Raw genomic sequence first — 15625 nt, 5'->3', positions numbered from 1 at the left:
ATTAAAAGTGCGCGATATAAGCCAGGTTTAGGAAGTCCAGGCCAGGGTTGTCGTTATTTAAGCCGCCGTTAGAATAATGAATTAACCTGATGGCAACTTGCTGAGTAAGCCTTTCACTTTCATGAAGGTCGATAATAAGGCCAAGTTTATCCTCAAACTGGTAATGGGATCCAATATCCTTACCGGCAAAGTGCTGGTCACTTACCACACTTAATCCGATTCCTGCTTCCAGGTAAACCGGGTACTGTTCGCTAATTGTGCCAAGACGCTTAATAATGACTGGGGTCAGTGCAACCGTAAAATTGGTATCCGTTTCGTTGTCACCGTTTTGCGAGTAACGCCAAAAGTTAACACTTCCTTCCAGATAGACGTCTACATCGCCCAGCCAGGTGGTATCAATATCCAGGGTTGTTGGCCGCCATGCCACCCGTACGCCTTGGATATCATCGAACCCATTGAGATAACCTACAGAAACAGCCTGATCATTAGCAAATGAAAAGCACGAAAAAGAAAAAAGAAAAAGACAAAGAAAATAAGGTTTAAGCATGATATTTACTCCTTTGAAATCAAGGAAGCAAATAATTTGCCAATCGCAACTTATTGATAATATATGTTAATTAAGGGGGCGAATAAAAAAGGATGTTAATTTTTAACGGTGGTGGAAAAGATTACACATAAAAATCAATAGCATTGGTCACTTAAGTTGTTGAGAATAGTCTCGGGTGATCTAATTTGGTACTGCTTATGAAGTTGTTGAATGAACGCCTGGTATAAAGCAAGAATGGCATTAAATTCGTCCAGCAAGTCGGTATGGCTGATTGTTGCTAACACATCATGGGGTAATTCAGGAGCCAATGTGAACTCGCCAAGAGTGGGGGTTATTGAGAAGTGATATGTTGAGTGACATAGTATTCGAGGTTGGCTGCATCGGCCTTGTACTTGGCGATGAGCTCCAGCGCATTGAGGGTATCGTTTACCCTGATAAGGTGGGTAAGCTGCTTATCAATTCTTTTCTGCCAGTTGACCGGCGTGAAGCCTAATGGCATCGCCAGGCGGCTTAAAACAGAAGTTTTACCTTAAAGCTATACATAACAAAGTATGACTTAATGCGACGATAACACTAGATTTCGGCAAACATAGCGTGTTTTAAATACGTTTTTATCGATATAAACGTATTTTTTACGTGAATTGAAGACAATCACTAGTGAAAGTCCCTGGAGTGCATCAGCAACTGTTCAAATTTGTCACTATGATCGATAAGTTTTCCGGCAATGATATGAGTAACGCCTTCTTCTGAGCGTTCTAATATCCCTCTGACTTCAAGGATTTTACTGCTAATAAAGGCTTTTTTCTGCAACCTGGCTGTACTCTGCCAAACCACCACGTTCAGATTACCGGTGTGATCCTCAAGCGTCATAAAAGTTACTCCGCCGGCAGTACCCGGAGCTTGTCGGCCAACTACGCAACCAATTACTCGTATGAGGGACTTATGTGCTTTGTTCAAAACCTCATTTGCCAGTGTCAGGTGGGTAAGGGGGTGCTGCTCCAGGAGCAGTTTTATTGGATGTTGCGACAAAGACAGATTAAGCGACGCGTAATCTTCAATCAGATCTTCAACCGCAGTAGGGGCTAGCATCTGCGACCTGGTATCATTCTGATCTTTTAATAAAGGCAGAGTCATTTGAGAGTCCATCAGTTGCCAACGGGTATTAAACCGGTCTTTAGCCAGAGTACTTAATGCATTGGCGCTGGCCAGGGCTGAGAGTTCACTACGGCTAAGGCCGAGCGATTTAATCTCAGCAAGGCTGGCGAAGCCGTTTTCCGGGCGTTGTGTTATCAGTGTATTCATTCCCTTGACTGATAAGCCGTTCACTTGTCTCAGGCCTAATCTGAAGTGTTGTTTATCCATTACGCTGTGGTCAATATTGCTTTCATTGATATCAACCGGCAATGCATAAACCTGATGCCGGGCAGCATCCTGAATAAGCTGTGCCGGTGAGTAAAATCCCATTGGCCAGCTGTTAAGTAAACCAACATAAAACTCAACCGGGTAGTAATATTTAAGCCAGGCTGAGGCATAAGCCAGTACTGCAAATGAAGCAGAGTGAGACTCCGGAAAACCATACTCTCCAAAGCCGCAAATTTGCTCAAAAAGTTGCTCGGCGAATTGCGGCTTATAGCCTCGCTGCGTCATGCCATCGAGCAACTTGGTTCTGAACTGACGTAGCTTGCCATTTTTCTTCCAACTCGCCATGGCTCTTCTGAGCTGATCCGCTTCGCCGCCGGTAAACCCTGCGGCAACCATGGCTAACTGGAGCACCTGCTCCTGAAAAATAGGCACGCCCATAGTTCGGCTTAGTACCGATCTCACTTCATCAGAAGGGTAGCTTACCGGCTCTTTACCGTGCCTTCTTAGCAAATAAGGATGCACCATGTCTCCCTGAATCGGACCAGGCCTTACAATCGCTATTTGTACGACCAGATCATAGTAAGACACCGGTTTTAATCGGGGCAGCATGGTCATTTGGGCGCGTGATTCAATCTGAAAAACACCCACGGTATCGGCCTTGCAAATGGCCTTAAACACCTGCTGATCACTGCCATGGGCAGAGATAAAAGGAATTGAAATATCCTGTTGATAACGCTCCCTGATCAGCGAAAAGATTTTACGTATAGCCGTTAGCATACCCAGCGCCAGTACATCCACTTTTAGCAGGCCCAGAGACTCCAGATCGTCCTTGTCCCACTGAATCACACTTCGCTCTGCCATAGCGGCATTTTCAACTGGCACCAGTTCATACAGGGGACCTGCTGAAATCACAAAGCCGCCTACATGCTGAGAGAGATGCCGGGGAAACCCAATAATGTCTTCTGTAAGGGTAATTAACTGCTTAACTGTTCTGCTATCCTGATCAATCCCCAGTTCCTGTAACTGGCTTTGCCAGCCAAGCGTACGATCGCGAAGATTAAATTGCTTTAACCAGTAGCCAAGCTGCGATTCGGGCAATCCTAACGCCTTGCCGACTTCCCGAAACGCACTTTTAAATCGGAAAGTAGACACACTCGCCGCCAGCGCAGTCCGCTCCCGGCCGTACTTGGCATAAATATACTGGATAACTTCTTCACGGCGTTCATGCTCAAAATCCACATCAATATCCGGGGGCTCGTTACGCTCCTTGGAAATAAAACGTTCAAACAGCACATTTATCTGGCGTGGATCCACGGCGGTGATTTCAAGGCAATAACAAACAATGGAATTTGCTGCAGAGCCCCGGCCCTGGTAAAGAATTCCCCGCACTTTGGCAAATTGCACAATGTCGTAAATGGTCAGAAAAAAGTATTCGAATTGCTCTGAATGGATCAAAGCCAGCTCTTTTTCGATGGTCTCTCTGGTAGCCTGAGGCACACCTTGTTTAAACCGTTTTTTGATACCCGCCTCAACGCAGTGGCGAAGATAGCTGGTTGCAGTGTAGCCGTTAGGTACCAGCTCACTGGGATACTGATACTTAAGCTCATCCAGACTAAACTGACAAAGACTGGCAATACTCAGACTCTCGCTTAACCAGGCCTTAGGATACAAACGGGTGAGTTTGGTAAGCGTTTTGAGGCTGCGCTCCTGGTTTGGTAATCCATCCCTGCCTAAATCGGCCACCGTACAGCGTGTTCGGATGGCATGCAGAACATGCTGAGTGTGCTGTCGGTCCGGGTGATGGAACAGCGCCTGGTTGGTTGCTACCAGAGGAAAGCAATATTCCTCACTTAGCGACATTGCTGATGCGAAGTGAGTGGTATCATTACCGTTCAACAAACGCGACACGCCAATCCAGCAGCGTTCGCTGAAAAACTTAGCAAAAAACTCTGCCCATTGACGGTCGTTGCCGTTATACGCGGGTAACCAGATGGCCAGACACGACTTTACCGATTTTAAATCCCATTCTGATAAGGCGTAATGCCCTTTCTCACTGCGCCGCCGTGCATTGGTAATAATACGGCAGAGCTCGGCATAAGCGGTTTTATCCGGGCACAGTAAACACACTTTCAGATCCGGCACCAGCCGAAACACGCTGCCAACAATCAGCTTAATGGGTAAGCCGTTAGCCTTTATTTCTGCATGGGCTCTGACCACCCCGGCAACCGAACATTCATCACTAATGGTTATGGCTTCATAGCCCAGAAAGGCGGCGGTATTAACCAGCTCTTCGGGGTGAGACGCGCCTTCTAAAAATGAAAAGTTACTTTGGCAAACCAGTTCAGCAAACATAATCAGCCAAAGTATCCGTGCACGTACCAATGCTGTTGCTCATCCCGGTACACCCACAGGCGCTGACCTTTACCGGTGACAGCTAAAAAATAGTCCCGCTTTACCGGGTGATCATCCCACCAACCAGTGTGAACCCGTTCCGGGCCGTAGAGAATTTGAGTCTGCTCGATTAGCAGTTGGGGCATCGTCAGCAGCCAGGCCGGTTGCTGGCCGTTAACGTCTGAGTTCGCCGAAATCTTCTGGGGGGCACAAGCCTGCTGTACAGCGTAATCCTGGCGGTGTTCATTTACCTGTTGAACTGTTTTTACACTGTCGCTGCCGAGCCTCGCCAGCAGTTTACCCAACAGCATATTTTCAGCGTGTCTTGAGTAGCTGCTTTGCAGTAGGGACAGGTTTTCCGGATCAAACTCGACCAGTTGATCACAGGTTAGGGTTAGCGAGGTCACCGGAGAGTCGAGCTTAAGTTGCTCAAGTTTAAGGTCGATGAGCATTTGCCATTCATTTAAATGATGGTGAGCGGTCCCGGCGTTAACCTTAAATACCAGGTTTTCGTGCTCCCGCTGCTGAAGTTCAAACTGTAAGGTATCGGTGGCCAGATTGCGCTTTTGCAGATAAGCACAATTATTTGCCAGGGGAATAGCAATGTACCGGCTCAATCGGGGAGCAGACTCTACCGCATAGGGAAGTTCCAGGTACTGGCTGAATAGCTTACGCGGGTGAAATAAGCTGTAAGGAGGCTGCTTTACGCCTTTGAGAGCCAGCAGGTAACTGATGATCTGATTATTAAAACGTTTACCAATTTCCTCCAGTGGTAACTTAACAAGTTGCCCCAGCGTGCGAATGCCAATCCGGTTTAACTGCTCGGTTTCTCTGGCTGGCAGTTCACTGGACTGTAATGAACAGTGCTTAAGGTGATTATTGGCTAAGTTGGGATCTGGCTCTACCCGGTTAACATGGCTGCGGGCCAGTACCCGGGCGATTTCTATTGTGGCGCCAGAGCCAAAGTGAAAGTGCACTCGCTGGGCGGTTAACGTTCGCTGACATAACGCCATAAAATTATCCAGCCCCTGATAATAACGAACCAGCGGACTCAGATTTATGGCAATACCATTGCAGGCAACGCAGACTATGTCTGAGGCAATCGCATATAGGGTGGTAGCCAACTGCTCTAACTGACTCGCTTCGCTATTGACGGAATATTCAATAATCCAGGTTTGGGCATGGATCGCGGTTACTTCCGCTAAGCTCATGCCCGGCTTAATGCCTGCACTGATGGCTGCAGCCGATAACTGACAGACTGTGTTGCCGGTGCCGTCAATCACTACTGTTGGCCCGGTTTGATCAGGATGAAGCTGCTCGAATAGATCGAGTTGCAGGCGCGGAAAATGCAGGTAAAGCCAGTGCATTGAACTAACTGACTTCGTGAATGGCAGTTGCGGAGCGGTTACTGTACCGCCTGAACGCGTTTACAATGGCACTGTTAGAAGCCGGCAGCGGGTGTTCAATGGTAATATGCTGTTGCGGCCAGGCACCGGATACCCGGTGTAAGTGAACATACCATTGCCGCACATCAAAGCTCAGCTCCATATCAATGTTTACCGGCAACGCGCCCGGGCTCATGTTACCGGGATGTACCAGTATCACCAGGCAATCGTATTGCCTTGCCAGCACCTGCAGGCGCCGGGCAGCCTTCGGCGCTATTTGGCTAAGGTACATCACTACACAACAACAAGCCTGACTGCGGATTGCCTGTTCGCAGGCCCACAGGGCATCTGCTTCGTTAGTGGTGTTGACTACCCACGATTGTTGCTGGTATGGCGTTTGGGCCATCCAGTTTGGGTTTAAGTGCAATCGGTTGGGCAACCAGATAATGCGTTTTTGCGTGCTGGCTTTTTGCAATAGCACATTGTTCAGCAATTGAAGCTCACCTTGCCCGGCAAGCGCTCTGATGCTCAACGCGCCAGCTGCTGGCACTCCGCCCGCGCAGGCTTTATCCAGATTGTCCTGGCCGAAAGGCAGCCGCTCTTCGCTGCCATCGACACTGTGGCGATGGTCCCGGCCCCGAAAAACTAAGGGATGTTTAATAAGCGAACTGATAGATGCTGACATAATAAAAATACTGTTTATATATACAGTATTTTAGTCAAAAAAAACGCCTCTGCAAGAGGCGCGTGGGGTTTGTTTACTTATTCCGCTTTACTGTTTTCGGATTTGGTTGGCGGAAAGCTAAGGCCCTTACAGGCGATAATGAAGCCATCCAGAGTATTTTTACTCCAGGCCATGCGGATGTCACTGGGTTGGACTTTAATGACTTCGCGAAGTTGCTCGAGGGTCACTTCCCCATCCTGTAAAGCGGCATTGAGGGCTTCTTCAACCGACATGTCTTTTTCCATGCAATACACCGCTACTGTGCTGATTTTTTCAAACATCGGTTGCAGTGTTTCATAGTGCTTTGCGTTCACTAAACCACGCTTGTGTGAGGAATCGAGACGTTCGGCCAAAAAGCTCTGAACCTGTTGTGCGAGCACCACCATACTGCCGTTGGCATCGCTCATTCGTCTTGATGTGGCTTTCAGGCTGTTCTGGCAGAGCTGCAGTTGCTTTTGTAAGTTCTGAACTTTCAGACCAAAAAAAATCAATAACAAAACCAGAGCCGCAAAGCTTGCAAATATCAGCATGTCAGAATAATCCTTGTGTCAGTACAGGCCCGCAGGGTTAATCTTTGTTGGGGGTATATATCGGTCCGGGGAACGCGGTTACCTTATCCGATAACTCGGTGATTTTGGCACTACCTTGTTTTTTGACCTGGTCGATTCTAAGCACATTATGCATGGGAATAAAAGTACTGGTGACATCGGCAAACTCGGTTTTGAGTTTTTCATGGGAGGGATCCACCACAATGTGAGTGTGGTTATCCCAGACAAAATCGCCAATTTCAACAAACCCGAATAATCCGCCTTGGGAGACTTCCCGCACATAAAGCTCATAATGTTCACCATTACTCACAAACTGTACCCGGTAGAGCGTTTTATTGTCGGCCATTTATGTTCTCTTAATTACTACTGAAAAGGATTGGTATAGCACTAGCGCTGATTATAAAGGGAGATGGGCTGCCTCTCCAAGAGGAGAAAGCAGAATTGTTATTGCGAAATGGGCTGCAGTAAAGCGCGGGTGGCGATATGTAACTCTTCTTCGCTTTCCGCCAGAATGCTGTTGATGGCAAATCCCTGCACGAAACTGGTGAGCTGTAAGGCTACTGCTTCAACGTTGATATGGGTTTGCACAGTTTGCTGGCGTTGCGCTTGCTCAAGGCAACCGATAAACGCCAACTGGAGTTTGTCGAGGTAGTGGCGGCCCAGTGAGCGGATATGATCATCTTCACTGCCTAATTCGGTTAGCATGTTAATCAGCAAGCAGCCCCGGCCGTAAACATGCTCAATGTAAGCCGCAAAGAAGCGTTCAATAGAAGCCAGGCCCTGATGGTCTTCAAGGTGAGCAAGAATGGGTGACAGCTTGTGGGTATTGTAATACTCAAGGGCCGCGTAAAGAAACTTTAGCTTGCTGCCAAACTCAAGATAAAACCCTCTGCGATTAAACTCAGTCCGGGCAATAATCTCGTCCATTACGGCACCGTTGTAACTGTGTTCAATAAAGATATCTTCCGCTTCGCAGAGAATATCATCCAGGTTGTAAAGCGATGTGCGAGGCATAATAAAGTCAGCGTTTTAATCTAAGTTAACTGTAGTTTGCCTCGCATGGAATGCAAATAAACGGTTGGTATCAGTCTTCAATCGGCATCGTTTTTAAATGAAAAAAGACTGCTTAAAGCAGGCCCAGTGCTCATTGAAATGTTCAGTGGGTTTGCGCTGAAAACCACTGCGGATAAACTGGTTGATCCGGCCATCTGTAAAACAGATAAGCGTGTTAGCAATCAGTCCTTCATCGGCGGCAAGCTCTTTGCCCTCACGCAAACGGCGCTCCCGTAACACTTGCTTTAACTGAGTCTCCAGACGTTCGAACAGTTTGGCAATGCGAAGACGCAACCGTTCCTGCTCGCCCATCAGCGCATCACCGTTCAAAATGCGGGTAATGCCGGGGTTCTTTTCTGCAAAGCCAAGAATGAGGTGCAGGATGAGCTGACAACGGGCTGCCGCGTCTTTCTCTTCATTGATAATTTTATTGATGCGCGAAAACAGGGTTTCCTCAATAAACTCAATTAAGCCTTCAAACATCCGGGCTTTGCTGGGAAAGTGACGATACAGCGCGGCTTCAGATACGCCTACTTTTTCAGCAAGCTTCGCCGTGGTTATACGCTGACCGGGGCTGGTTTCCAGCATTCCGGCGAGCGCCTGTAGAATTTGCGCTCTACGGTTAGTTCGTTTTGCAGCAGGCATAATAAAAGTGCTTCCTCCACCATATTATTGAGTGACAACAGTTTCCACTTTATTGTGAATTATAATGACAGTGTGTCGTTTTTTTCTTGATATTGTTCAATGACTACGTTCAACAGCGCCAGTGCGAGCTCAGTTTTAGGCTGGGCGGGTAAATCACAGTGCCCCTCCGGCCAGAACACCTGTAACGCATTGGCGTCACTGTTAAACCCTAATCCGGCAACAGTAATATCATTCGCCGCAATCATATCGAGCTTTTTATCGGCCAGTTTCCGTTTTGCATAAGCTTCAACATCCTGGCTCTCTGCAGCAAAACCAACGCAAAATGGTGGCTTAGGCAAACCTGCTACTGTTTTTAGGATATCAGGGTTTTTTACAAAAGTAAGTGTTAACTCATCGGCATTTTTTTTGATTTTATTGTCCGCTACATTTTCTGCCCGGTAATCGGCAACGGCAGCGGTTGCGATAAAAATATCCTGACTGTTTACCTTGGCCATAACAGTCTCAAGCATCTGTCCGGCGCTTTCTACATTAATTCGCGTTACCCCGGCTGGCGTGGGCAAAGCAACCGGGCCGGCTATCAGGGTTACCTCGGCACCAAGGCTTCGGGCCTGTTCTGCAATGGCAAAACCCATCTTGCCCGAGCTGTGATTAGACAAAAAACGCACCGGATCTAGGCTTTCCCGGGTGGGGCCAGCGGTGATCAACAGGCGTTTACCGCGTAATGGCAGTGGTTTATTAAGTAGTGTGTTTAAACACTCAACGATTTTTTCTGGTTCCAGCATCCGGCCTGGGCCGATATCGCCACAGGCCTGGGCGCCGTCAGCCGGGCCGAGAATTTGCGTTTCATAGCTCCGCAATAACCGCAGGTTGTGCTGAGTTGGCTTGGCCTTCCACATTTGTTGGTTCATGGCTGGGGCAATACACACGGTTGCCGAGGTAGCCAGATATACCGTGGTCAGTAAGTCGTCAGCAATGCCGTGGGCAAGCTTGGCCATGGTATTGGCGGTGGCTGGCGCTATAAGCAGAATATCGGCCCATTTAGCCAGCTCAATATGGCCCATGGCGGCTTCTGCGCCGGGGTCCAGTAAATCCGTGCTAACCGGAAAACCCGACACGGCCTGCAGCGACAGTTCGCTGACAAAATGCCCGCCGGACTGGTTGAGGATAACGCGAACCTGCGCGCCCTGAGCGACTAATTTACGCACTAAATCAGGGGTTTTATAGGCCGCTATGCCGCCGCTAATCCCCAGTACTATTTTTTTACCTTGTAACGTCATGTGTCTATGTCCGACCAGCTAAACAGTCAAAGATTAGCATGCACGGCACCTGGTGTGTAGCGAAAACCCGGCTCAGGTGCAGTAGTTAGCCCGCGTTTTTTCTCTTAGTCTGGGGCGGTTATCAACGTTACCTTACCGAGAGATGTTATGACGCTGACACTTCATCACTGGCCGCTACAGGAGCGGCCCCGCGAGAGACTGCTAAAATATGGGCCTCAGCAATTATCCGATACGGAACTGCTGGCGATTATCCTACGCAGTGGTACCCGGGGCCTTACCGTACTGGAGTTGGCGGGAACGTTACTGGCACATTTTAGTAGTTTGCGCGGGGTTATCTCTGCCTCCAGTCATGAGCTCTGTGCGGTGCCTGGCATTGGCAAAGCCCGCTATTGCGAGCTCCAGGCGGCCATGGAAATCTGCCGCCGCCAACTGGCTGAGCCATTATACAAACGCTCGGTATTTCATTGCGCCGAAGATGCTAAGTTTTACCTGCGGGCTGAGCTGCGCGACTTAAAACAGGAAGTGTTTGGTGTGTTAATGCTAGACAGCCAGCATCAGTTAATTATGTTCAGAAAGCTGTTTTCCGGCACCATAAATGCCGCTGCCGTTTACCCCCGGGAAATCGTCAGGCAGGTGATTGCCGACCACGCTGCAGCAATTATTCTGGTGCATAATCATCCCTCGGGAAATCCCACGCCCAGCGAAGCAGATATTCGCTTAACCCGGGATATTAAACATGCCATGGCGCTGGTGGATGTTGAGGTGCTCGACCACTTTATTGTGGCCGATAATCAGGTGTGTTCACTGGCCCAACAGGGCTTAATGTGATCATCAGAGTTACCGATGGGGTATAAAGGTTTTAAAATTTATACTTTAGTTTGTTTTTTTATACCGGTATATTTTATCTTAAGTTGTACTTTTTTACGCCAACCCTAGTGATCTGACGCTAAAAATGCTTTAGTATGATCACTTGGCGGATATCCCATAGAAAGGACTAAACATGAAAAAATCATTGCTTATTACGCTGATCACTGCCGCTATGGCAATGTCTGCGAATGCACAACCAGATTCTAGTTCAACTGGCGCTGGTGGCGCGGGTTCAGCTAGTGCTGGCTTCGGCGGTATTGGTGCTGCTGGTATTGCTGGTGGTGTAATTACCGCAGCAGTAGTCGGTTCTGTTATTGCTAGTAACGATACAAACACTAGTATCGACCCGGAGCCAGAGGCAGAGTGTGCAGCTGGTGACGACGAGATAGATGGCATTTGCTACAATGTAACAAATACCCTAACTACTACAAATACCAACGGTGTAACCACTACTATCACTGTTCCGGTAACAACTACTTATTTACCTACTGTACCTCAGTAAGTAAACTCAGTGTTAGAAAGCCGCCTGTTGGGCGGCTTTTTTATTGGCTATGGAATTACATTAGGCTGAACCGTGTCTTTCATGTCTGTTGCAACATTTCTTCGATTTTTCATCATGGTAGCTATCAGCGTTGTGCTGGTTGGCTGTTCAAATGTTAACAGGTTGTACCTGGAAACCCTGCGTCTGGCATTTTTTGAAGACGGCCCTTCGTTATCTCTGGAACAGGTCCGGGAAAGTAAAATTGACTTCCTTAAAGTCCTGCATGGTGAGCGTCTACCTGTGTATATGGCCCTTGCGTATATTGAGGACGGGCAGGACAAATGGATATCCGCAGACCATGTTGTGATTGCCATGGATCAGGATAAAATCATCCGTATCGCCGGTCTGGATGTCGACTTGCAGTTTACCGACAACCTTCAGGGCAACCCGCTCAGAGCTAAAAAGCAGCTATCAGACGCTAACTGGCAATATCATATCGACGTAGAAGAACACTACTATGGCTTGCCTGTTACTTCACGGTGGCAACGTGGTGCCCCTCAGGAGGTAACGTTTTACGATAAAGCATTTACTGTTATTCCGGTAACCGAAACCGTTTCTATCAATATTGATAAACCTTACTGGACCCATGAGACCTCCTGGCAGAACCTATACTGGCTGGAGCAGGATTCCGGCCAGATCATTTATAGTGAACAGAAGCCCACACCGAATTCCGATCTGATGAAGATGACATTTGTGAGTCGTATTGCCCGTTTAATTAAAGCCCGGGAGGCAAACTGATGTTGCGTTTATTTTGTGTGTTGCTCGGCTTGCTGTCTTGCTCAGCCACTGCTGCTATAGCCGTTACCTTCAATGTGGCCGGCCAGATTTATACCTTCGACCGCCCAGTTCGTCTGGCAACGGTATTGTCTATAGTTGAAAGAAAGCCAACCCAATACTGGGCCAATGCGGCGGTTTATCAGTTAAATGCCCCTGAAATAGAACAGCAACGGGCGGATATTCTTCAGAAACTGGCAGCGCTCATTCGTGAACAGTCCAAGGGAAGTCCGGAATATCGCCAGCTTTCTGCGTTATACCAGGAAATAGGCAGTTGGCAGCTGATGCGCCGTCTCAACCTGATTGTTGATTATGATCAGGTGCGGCTTAATCCGGGCCTTAACCCGCAGTTTAACACCGGTGAGTACTATATTCGTTTTAAGGAACGTGCAAAGGAGATTCGGCTTAGCGGTATGGTTGAGCAAGCTACCGCGTTACCGTTTAATACGGAATACACGGTAACCGATTATATTGATGATATCCGTTTAGCGGCCAATGCTCATCGCGATTTCGCTTACCTCCTTGAGCCTGACGGCGATGTGAAAAAGCTTGGCATCGCCTACTGGAATCGCCAGCACGTAAAACCGATGCCCGGCAGTGAAATCTTTATACCGCTACAGGATGAGCTGTTTTTCGACCGTATCGGTCCGCTCAACGACAACATCGCCCAACTTATGATGCATAGGATGTAACCTTGGCTGCTCCGCGTTTTTCTTTCTCTTTGTCGACTCTGGCGCTGGCTTGCATGGCAGCCGTGCCTCAGACCCAGGCTGACGAATCAGATCAGCCAACCACTTATTCAGTTACCCCCAGTCAGATGGTGCAAGGTGGTGTAGGCTTGTGGCAAACACCAACGGCTCGGATGATGCCGGAAGGCGCCCTCTCGATGAGTTACACTGACAATCAGGAATACCGGTTTATGTCGGTAAGTTTGCAGTTGTTCCCCTGGATGGAGGCAACAGCCCGATATACCGACGTGAGAACCCGGCTCTACAGTAATGTAAAGGACTTCAGCGGCGATCAAACCCTGAAAGACAAAGGCCTCGACGTTAAATTCCGCCTATGGGAAGAAAGCTATTATTTACCGGATATTTCGGTGGGTTTCAGAGATTTTGGCGGCACCGGCTTTTTTGAAAGCGAGTTTGTTAATGCCAGTAAAGCGGTCGGGCCTTTCGATTTTCACCTTGGCTTAGGCTGGGGGTACTTAGGTTATCAGAACGACATCACCAACCCCTTTTGTGAATTAAGAGACAGCTTCTGTGAGCGCCCTGACGGCTTTTCCGGCCGGGGGGGGAAGGTTGATTATCAGAACTTTTTTAAAGGGCCTATGGCTGTCTTTGGGGGCGTAGAGTATCAGACCCCGCTGGAAGGTCTAAGCTTCAAAGCCGAGTTTGAAGGGAATAATTACCAGCAGGATCGCGCTGGTGCACTGGAGCAGGACTCCCGCTGGAACTTTGGTGCTGTCTACCGTTGGAATAATTTCGATTTTTCACTCAATTACCAGCGTGGCAACACCATCGGTTTTGGTGTGAGCTATAAGCTGAATATGCACACGGTAAGTCAGGTCAAAATTGATAATCCACCGCGCGAAATCCTCAGCATCCGACCGCCAGAGAACGCTGCCGTAGTGAATCGGCAAAAACTGTTTAACGATCTGCGCCGTCATGCAGGGTATGCGATCACCGACCTTGAAATCGACGACGACCAGGCCACTTTTTACGGCCTGCAAACAACCTATCGTGACCGCAATGAAGGCATAGAGCGGGTAGGCCGGATCCTGGCTTCAGAGCTGCCGGAGTCGATTCAACAATATCACCTGGTTGAGCAAAGCAATAATATCCCGCTGGTGGATACGGTTATCGATGCCGCTAAGTTTCGCGAGCACGCAACGTACAGCGTACCAGAGAGCCATGTAGAAAACACTTATCAGCGTGTTTCACCTACTCAGCAACAGGTAGATGCCTATGAGCCGCATCGTGCTACCGGTGCCTTTTTCTCCACCAAGTTTTTCTGGACGCAGACTTTTGGTAACCCGGAAGATTTCTATTTGTACCAAATTGGCTTGCTGAGTAACGTGGGGTATAAATTTAATGACCACCTGGGGATCTACGGTGGGCTCCGCACCACGTTGCTGGATAACTTTGATAAATTTAATTATACCGTGGATGCTGAAGAGGCGTTTCTGCCGCGGGTAAGAACCCGGGTTCGCGAGTATGTTACCGGGCCAATGATTACCCTTGATACGGTATTTATGCAGTGGTCTGACAGACTGGCTGATAATTGGTATTACCAAGGCTATGGCGGCTATCTGGAAACCATGTTCGGTGGTGTGGGTGGCGAAATTATGTATCGTCCCATCGACAGTAACTTTGCGTTCGGCGTAGACATTAACTACGTGAAACAGCGCGACCCTGATAGCACTACTGCCTTTATTGATTATTCCGCAGTCACCGGTTTTGCCTCGGCTTACTATCAGCCTGATTTTCTGCCGGATACACGCATCAGAGCCAGTGTAGGGCAGTTCCTGGCCAAGGATCGCGGTATCAATATCGATTTTGCCAAACGCTTCGACAGTGGCATCGTAGTAGGCGCATTCGCCTCATTTACGAATGTCTCGTCGGAAGAATACGGTGAAGGCAGCTTTACCAAAGGCTTTTACATTTCTGTGCCGCTGGATCTGTTTATTCTGCAGCCAGCGACAGGCCGCGGGCAGTTCCCATGGGTACCGATCGCGCGGGATGGCGGGCAGATGCTAAACCGTCCGGTGCAGCTCATCGGCGTAACCGAAATGCGATCGCCATTCTTGGATTAGGCGCTGAAACAGGGTATAAATGCCGATCTGAAGGATCTGACTGGCTGTTTTTTGCCCAGGATCGCAGGTTTTTATGGATTAGTGTTGAATTCGGCGCAGATTTACTGTATAAAATGCGCCCTCTTATTTAAAGGTTAAGACGTCATCAGACCCGACACCCAAATTGCTGGTGGGACCGATTGGCGAGACAAAATTCGTTGTTCTGGAGACAAATAATGTCAAGAGTATGTCAAGTAACAGGTAAGCGTCCTGCGGTAGGTAACAACCGCTCTCACGCTAGAAACGCGACTCGCCGTCGCTTTTTACCAAACCTTCAATCTCACCGTTTTTGGGTTGAGAGCGAAAACCGCTTCGTAAAACTGCGTCTGTCTGCAAAAGGCATGCGTATTATCGATAAGAAAGGTATCGATGCTGTATTAACAGACATCCGTGCCCGTGGCGAAAAGATCTAAGGAAGCCTAATCATGCGTGATAAAATTAAATTAGTTTCTTCAGCTGGTACGGGTTTCTTCTACACCACTGACAAAAACAAGCGTAATATGCCGGGCAAAATGGAGATCAAAAAGTATGATCCCGTTGTTCGTAAGCACGTTATGTTTAAAGAGGCCAAAATCAAGTAATAAAACTTGCTTTTGTCTCCACGAAAACCCGGCCCTTGCCGGGTTTTTTGCGTGAATGTCAGCAGCATATCTCAACAGG

At 48.3% G+C, this 15625-nt stretch carries 17 protein-coding genes; 7 read left to right on the top strand and 10 right to left on the bottom strand.

Going from position 1 to position 15625, the window contains the following annotated elements:
- Nucleotide 1: 1 nt before the first annotated feature.
- From AC2T0J_RS06665 to coaBC, 10 genes are all read right to left on the bottom strand, one after another.
- On the bottom strand, nucleotides 2-547 hold the full coding sequence (locus AC2T0J_RS06665) for an acyloxyacyl hydrolase (RefSeq protein WP_489809362.1): 546 nt from the start codon (nucleotides 545-547) through the stop codon (nucleotides 2-4).
- A gap of 331 nt (nucleotides 548-878) precedes the next feature.
- The gene (locus AC2T0J_RS06660) at nucleotides 879-1046 is read right to left on the bottom strand and encodes a hypothetical protein (protein ID WP_489809361.1); all 168 of its coding nucleotides are present in this window, start codon (nucleotides 1044-1046) and stop codon (nucleotides 879-881) included.
- Nucleotides 1047-1201: 155 nt separating this feature from the next.
- Nucleotides 1202-4261, bottom strand: coding sequence for an error-prone DNA polymerase (locus AC2T0J_RS06655; RefSeq protein ID WP_489809360.1), 3060 nt, complete (start codon nucleotides 4259-4261; stop codon nucleotides 1202-1204).
- 2 nt (nucleotides 4262-4263) lie between these two features.
- Complete coding sequence (locus AC2T0J_RS06650) at nucleotides 4264-5667, bottom strand: Y-family DNA polymerase (protein ID WP_489809359.1); 1404 nt, start codon at nucleotides 5665-5667, stop codon at nucleotides 4264-4266.
- Between the two features lie 4 nt (nucleotides 5668-5671).
- The gene (locus tag AC2T0J_RS06645; protein ID WP_489809358.1) at nucleotides 5672-6370 is read right to left on the bottom strand and encodes a hypothetical protein; all 699 of its coding nucleotides are present in this window, start codon (nucleotides 6368-6370) and stop codon (nucleotides 5672-5674) included.
- A 77-nt stretch (nucleotides 6371-6447) separates the two neighbouring features.
- On the bottom strand, nucleotides 6448-6939 hold the full coding sequence (locus tag AC2T0J_RS06640) for a hypothetical protein (protein ID WP_489809357.1): 492 nt from the start codon (nucleotides 6937-6939) through the stop codon (nucleotides 6448-6450).
- 37 nt (nucleotides 6940-6976) lie between these two features.
- Nucleotides 6977-7303 carry a DUF1820 family protein gene (locus AC2T0J_RS06635; protein WP_489809356.1) on the bottom strand — a complete coding sequence of 109 codons (327 nt, stop codon included), beginning with the start codon at nucleotides 7301-7303 and terminating at the stop codon, nucleotides 6977-6979.
- A 98-nt stretch (nucleotides 7304-7401) separates the two neighbouring features.
- Nucleotides 7402-7971, bottom strand: a complete 570-nt coding sequence (locus AC2T0J_RS06630) for a TetR/AcrR family transcriptional regulator (protein ID WP_489809355.1) — start codon at nucleotides 7969-7971, stop codon at nucleotides 7402-7404.
- A 93-nt stretch (nucleotides 7972-8064) separates the two neighbouring features.
- Nucleotides 8065-8655: a nucleoid occlusion factor SlmA gene (gene slmA / locus AC2T0J_RS06625; protein WP_489809354.1), complete on the bottom strand. Its 591-nt coding sequence runs from the start codon at nucleotides 8653-8655 to the stop codon at nucleotides 8065-8067.
- 59 nt (nucleotides 8656-8714) lie between these two features.
- Entirely contained in the window at nucleotides 8715-9932 is a 1218-nt protein-coding gene (coaBC, locus tag AC2T0J_RS06620) for a bifunctional phosphopantothenoylcysteine decarboxylase/phosphopantothenate--cysteine ligase CoaBC (RefSeq protein ID WP_489809353.1), read from the bottom strand.
- A gap of 153 nt (nucleotides 9933-10085) precedes the next feature.
- Between coaBC and radC the strand changes: the two genes are divergently transcribed.
- The 7 genes from radC (at nucleotide 10086) to rpmG (ending at nucleotide 15546) form a co-directional block, all read left to right on the top strand.
- A complete protein-coding gene (gene radC, locus AC2T0J_RS06615; protein WP_489810298.1) occupies nucleotides 10086-10760 on the top strand; it encodes a RadC family protein in 675 nt (224 codons plus the stop codon).
- A gap of 172 nt (nucleotides 10761-10932) precedes the next feature.
- The gene (locus AC2T0J_RS06610; RefSeq protein WP_489809352.1) at nucleotides 10933-11301 is read left to right on the top strand and encodes a hypothetical protein; all 369 of its coding nucleotides are present in this window, start codon (nucleotides 10933-10935) and stop codon (nucleotides 11299-11301) included.
- A gap of 81 nt (nucleotides 11302-11382) precedes the next feature.
- The gene (locus AC2T0J_RS06605; protein WP_489809351.1) at nucleotides 11383-12078 is read left to right on the top strand and encodes a YjbF family lipoprotein; all 696 of its coding nucleotides are present in this window, start codon (nucleotides 11383-11385) and stop codon (nucleotides 12076-12078) included.
- Nucleotides 12078-12806: a capsule biosynthesis GfcC family protein gene (locus AC2T0J_RS06600; protein WP_489809350.1), complete on the top strand. Its 729-nt coding sequence runs from the start codon at nucleotides 12078-12080 to the stop codon at nucleotides 12804-12806. Before AC2T0J_RS06605 ends, AC2T0J_RS06600 begins: the two co-directional genes overlap by 1 nt.
- Nucleotides 12807-12808: 2 nt before the next feature.
- The gene (locus AC2T0J_RS06595; protein WP_489809349.1) at nucleotides 12809-14926 is read left to right on the top strand and encodes a YjbH domain-containing protein; all 2118 of its coding nucleotides are present in this window, start codon (nucleotides 12809-12811) and stop codon (nucleotides 14924-14926) included.
- Nucleotides 14927-15141: 215 nt separating this feature from the next.
- Nucleotides 15142-15378 carry a 50S ribosomal protein L28 gene (rpmB, locus tag AC2T0J_RS06590; protein ID WP_105933571.1) on the top strand — a complete coding sequence of 79 codons (237 nt, stop codon included), beginning with the start codon at nucleotides 15142-15144 and terminating at the stop codon, nucleotides 15376-15378.
- Between the two features lie 12 nt (nucleotides 15379-15390).
- Entirely contained in the window at nucleotides 15391-15546 is a 156-nt protein-coding gene (gene rpmG, locus AC2T0J_RS06585; RefSeq protein WP_012516577.1) for a 50S ribosomal protein L33, read from the top strand.
- Nucleotides 15547-15625 lie beyond the last annotated feature (79 nt).

This window comes from Alteromonas sp. ISO5 (assembly GCF_058105165.1).
This window is presented reverse-complemented; position numbering and strand designations above follow the sequence as displayed.

Excerpts from the sequence above, each read along its gene's own strand:
- AC2T0J_RS06645 (WP_489809358.1), bottom strand. The coding sequence starts at position 6,370 with ATGTCAGCATCTATCAGTTCGCTTATTAAACATCCCTTAGTTTTTCGG.
- AC2T0J_RS06650 (WP_489809359.1), bottom strand. The coding sequence starts at position 5,667 with ATGCACTGGCTTTACCTGCATTTTCCGCGCCTGCAACTCGATCTATTC.
- AC2T0J_RS06600 (WP_489809350.1), top strand. The coding sequence starts at position 12,078 with ATGTTGCGTTTATTTTGTGTGTTGCTCGGCTTGCTGTCTTGCTCAGCC.
- AC2T0J_RS06610 (WP_489809352.1), top strand. The coding sequence starts at position 10,933 with ATGAAAAAATCATTGCTTATTACGCTGATCACTGCCGCTATGGCAATG.
- AC2T0J_RS06635 (WP_489809356.1), bottom strand. The coding sequence starts at position 7,303 with ATGGCCGACAATAAAACGCTCTACCGGGTACAGTTTGTGAGTAATGGT.
- slmA (WP_489809354.1), bottom strand. The coding sequence starts at position 8,655 with ATGCCTGCTGCAAAACGAACTAACCGTAGAGCGCAAATTCTACAGGCG.
- AC2T0J_RS06605 (WP_489809351.1), top strand. The coding sequence starts at position 11,383 with ATGTCTGTTGCAACATTTCTTCGATTTTTCATCATGGTAGCTATCAGC.
- AC2T0J_RS06660 (WP_489809361.1), bottom strand. The coding sequence starts at position 1,046 with ATGCCATTAGGCTTCACGCCGGTCAACTGGCAGAAAAGAATTGATAAG.
- AC2T0J_RS06655 (WP_489809360.1), bottom strand. The coding sequence starts at position 4,261 with ATGTTTGCTGAACTGGTTTGCCAAAGTAACTTTTCATTTTTAGAAGGC.
- rpmG (WP_012516577.1), top strand. The coding sequence starts at position 15,391 with ATGCGTGATAAAATTAAATTAGTTTCTTCAGCTGGTACGGGTTTCTTC.
- AC2T0J_RS06640 (WP_489809357.1), bottom strand. The coding sequence starts at position 6,939 with ATGCTGATATTTGCAAGCTTTGCGGCTCTGGTTTTGTTATTGATTTTT.
- AC2T0J_RS06665 (WP_489809362.1), bottom strand. The coding sequence starts at position 547 with ATGCTTAAACCTTATTTTCTTTGTCTTTTTCTTTTTTCTTTTTCGTGC.
- coaBC (WP_489809353.1), bottom strand. The coding sequence starts at position 9,932 with ATGACGTTACAAGGTAAAAAAATAGTACTGGGGATTAGCGGCGGCATA.
- rpmB (WP_105933571.1), top strand. The coding sequence starts at position 15,142 with ATGTCAAGAGTATGTCAAGTAACAGGTAAGCGTCCTGCGGTAGGTAAC.
- AC2T0J_RS06630 (WP_489809355.1), bottom strand. The coding sequence starts at position 7,971 with ATGCCTCGCACATCGCTTTACAACCTGGATGATATTCTCTGCGAAGCG.